The organism is Streptomyces sp. NRRL F-5122, assembly GCF_001507435.1.
GTDB classification, from domain to species: Bacteria; Actinomycetota; Actinomycetes; order Streptomycetales; family Streptomycetaceae; genus Streptomyces; species Streptomyces lannensis.
Genome location: NZ_LMWH01000043.1, coordinates 1 through 3,262, shown reverse-complemented (window position 1 = coordinate 3,262; position 3,262 = coordinate 1). Strand labels below are relative to the sequence as shown.

The 3,262-nt window shown below is 73.2% G+C and carries 3 protein-coding genes; 1 reads left to right on the top strand and 2 read right to left on the bottom strand.

Annotated features, from left to right (window positions below; genetic code table 11):
* Together ADL25_RS07645 and ADL25_RS07635 are read right to left on the bottom strand one after the other, a co-directional pair.
* Window positions 1-1,299 (bottom strand): SCO5717 family growth-regulating ATPase (locus ADL25_RS07645; protein ID WP_267889235.1); only part of this gene is annotated, 1,299 nt, incomplete at its 3' end.
* Window positions 1,300-2,120: 821 nt separating this feature from the next.
* Window positions 2,121-2,417, bottom strand: coding sequence for a DUF397 domain-containing protein (locus ADL25_RS07635; protein WP_059126891.1), 297 nt, complete (start codon window positions 2,415-2,417; stop codon window positions 2,121-2,123).
* Between the two features lie 289 nt (window positions 2,418-2,706).
* Here ADL25_RS07635 and rpsO point away from each other — a divergent pair, with 289 nt between their 5' ends.
* Window positions 2,707-2,994 carry a 30S ribosomal protein S15 gene (gene rpsO / locus ADL25_RS07630; RefSeq protein ID WP_059126890.1) on the top strand — a complete coding sequence of 96 codons (288 nt, stop codon included), beginning with the start codon at window positions 2,707-2,709 and terminating at the stop codon, window positions 2,992-2,994.
* Window positions 2,995-3,262 lie beyond the last annotated feature (268 nt).

Below are 3,262 nucleotides of genomic sequence, written 5' to 3'. Positions count from 1 at the left end.
GCCGTAGCCGCTCTGCGGCGGCACGGGGACGCCCGGCTGCGGGAAGCCGTAACCGGCCTGCGGGTGCGGGGCGTCGGCGGCCGGGGGGGCGGGGACGTCGGGCTGGGGGAAGCCGTAGCCGGCCGGCTGGGGGACGGGCGCGCCGGGCTGGGCCTGCTGCCAGGCGGCGGCCGCGGGCTGCCGTGGCTGCGGCTGGGCCGGCTGCTGCTGAGGCGGGACGGCCGGCTGTGCGGGTGCCTGACCCTGTGCGGCGGGGGGGGGGGGGGCCACCTGGGGCGTGGGGGGCCACTGAGCCGCCGGGCCGGGCGCGGCCGGCTGGTAGGCGGGCGGCAGGGGCGGGAGCGCGTTCTGCGGTACCGGCGGCGGAGTCCAGCCCTGCGGCGGCTGCACGTCCCCCGAGGCATCCGGCTGTGCGCCCTGCGCCGTCCCGCCCTCCGCGGGGGTGGCCGGTTCCGTCCCGTCCTCGTCGGAGGCGCCCTGACCCTGGGCTTCCGCGGAGTCGGTGTCGCCGGCGGTGACCGGGGTGTCGGGGGTCCGGGACGCGGTCTCCGGCGCCGGTTCCGGCGCCGGAGCTTCAGGGGACGAGGAATCGTCGGACGGCTCAGCCGTGTTCTCGCCCGTCTCGTCCCGGTCGGATCCGGAGTCGCTCGCGTCCTCGGCGGCGGAAGCCTGCTGAGTGTCGGCAGCGTCCGCACCGCTGTCGGTGGTGTCGGCGGTCTCCGCGTCGTCGTCCGAGGCCTGGGCGCCGGTGCGCGGCGAGGGAGCGGACAGCTCGAAGTCCGCGGCGTCGCCCGCGCCTTCACCGCCCCGTGACGTGTCGTCCGGGTCGGCCGCGGCGTTCCCGGCCGCATGGCTCGCGGCGGCCGCCTGCTCGAACTCGTGCTGGAGCGCGGCCGCGGAGAAGCGCATCGTGGCGGCGTTCTGCGCGTCCCGGGCAGAGGGCGGGGCCGCCGGCACCTCGGCCGGTGGCGTCCACACGGGGAAACCCTCGTCGGACCCGGCGTTCGGCACCTCGGCCGGGGTCACGGCCGGCGTCGTGGGCGCGGGCACCGCGGGTGCGCCCCCTTCGGTAGGGGGAGCCGGTGGCGCGGGCGGAACGGGAGCGGCGGGAACCGAAGGCTCCGCGGCCTGCTGCGACGACGTCTCCGCCGACCCGCCCGATGCGTTCTGCGTGTACCAGGCGGGCGCCGCGTAGTCGATGGTGAACTCGCCCGTCATGTCGACGGCGGACTCGGCGTCGGACTGGTCATCGTCGGGTGAAGCCCAGCCCCCGCGGATCCCGTTCCGATCGCTGCTCACAGTTCCTCCTGGTGTGGTCGAGCACCCTCATACCGTGCTGGGGCGACCGCTCTTGTTGTACAAAGTCGTCCGACGTCGTCCGATTCCGCCCGGCACGTCCCCCGGGCGCCGACGGCTCTCACAGGTTCCGGTGCGGCGCCCACTCCCAGCCTAATCACCGCGAGCGTTCCCGGGGCAGGCCCGCCCGTGGCCCGACGCGCGGCCGAGTTGTCACACCCTGCTCGTACCTGACGCACGGACAGCTGAAGACCGTTCACGAAGCGAACACCAAGGACGGTCAATCCGGACCAAAAAGGGGAGCGAACCGGTCACAACCACCTCATGGCGGAACGCTGTTGTTCACGACCTGCCGGGGAGGGCCGTCACACGGTCCATCCTCCGTGGTGTACCCAACAATCCGGTCTCGGAGTCCGTCGGCCGGGTGACTTCGGCCGGGTCTCCGTTCCCGTTACGGGGACGGGACCTCCGTGGAGGCCGTACTGCACATGGAGGTCGATGCCACGCCGCTGCGGGGCTCGCGCTCCACGGCAGGTGCCGGTCCCGGCTCGGTTGCGGGTGGCACCACCACGACCCTCCTCCGCCGGGCGCGCAACTCCCGGGCGGTGCCGAACCGTTCGGAGCCGAACCGTTCGGAGCCGGACCGGCCGCGGCGGACCGGACCTGCCCGACGGCATCACGACTGACGGGGCGGACGCCGTCCTCCCTATGAGTGTCGCGTTCTGCCGCACGGCCGGATCGCCGCCTCGGGCGACCGCCGGAGCGGGGCGCGCGACCGGTCCCCGGCCAGGGACCCCGAGGACGCGGATCGCGCCGCACCGGGCTCACTCGGAGGCGACGCCCTCGGTCCGCGGCCCCTCTTCAAGATCGAACTCCCCGTCCCGAGCCCCCAGCACAAAGGCCCGCCACTCCGCCTCCGTGTACCGCAGTACCGTGTCGGGGTCGAGCGAGGACCGCATGGCCACCGCCCCGCCGGGGAGGTAGGCGATCTCGACCCGCTCCTCGTGCGCCTCCGTGCCCGGTGCGCTCTGCCACTCGACGTCCGAGATGTCGAGGGCGTACAGCTCGTCCCGCTCCCGGTCCTTGCGCGCCTTGACGTCCTCGTCCGCTTCTTCCGTCATGGCGAAGCGACCCCTTCCCGACGTGCGGATGATCCAGGGCTCACCCTAGTGGCCGCCCACCGGCGCGCGGGCTGTTCACGGGACCGCGGTCAAGGGCGTCGTCATCGGCTGGTACGCTGTGTGACGGCCGTTCGTGTACGCGCCCCCGGGCCCTGCCCAGGACCCTCGCGGGTCTCCAGGGAACCGAAGGACGCGCTCAGCGGATCCCCGCCGCCCGAGTCACAGAAGCTCCCCTGAGAAGCAGACCAGGGGCACTCGGCGGCACTCATGAAGACTACGAGGAGTACGCGTGTCGCTCGACGCCGCCACGAAGAAGCAGATTGCCGCCGAATTCGGCACCAAGGAGGGTGACACCGGCTCCCCCGAGGTCCAGGTCGCGCTGCTGTCCCGCCGCATCTCCGACCTGACCGAGCACCTCAAGACCCACAAGCACGACCACCACTCCCGCCGTGGTCTGCTGATCCTGGTCGGTCAGCGTCGCCGCCTGCTGCAGTACCTGGCCAAGAAGGACATCCAGCGCTTCCGTGTGCTGGTCGACCGCCTCGGCATCCGCCGCGGTGCGGCGGGCGCCCGGTAAGACGCCGTGAAGGGAGCGGTTCCCGTACGAAGGGGGCCGCTCCCTTTGCTGTACATGCGGACTGTCACCCACGCTTTGTAGTGTGGTAGCACAACGCCAGATGTACGAAGCAGTGCGAGGAACGCCCGGACGGACCGGGCGCCGCCCCGCACACCGAACGAGGGGAAGCGCACCTCGCCGCCGCCGGTCCTCGGTAGTGGCCCCCGGGGGAAGAGAACCCCGGGTGCTTCGATCGAAGACCGGCCCGCACCGGAAGGAGCGCTTCTCC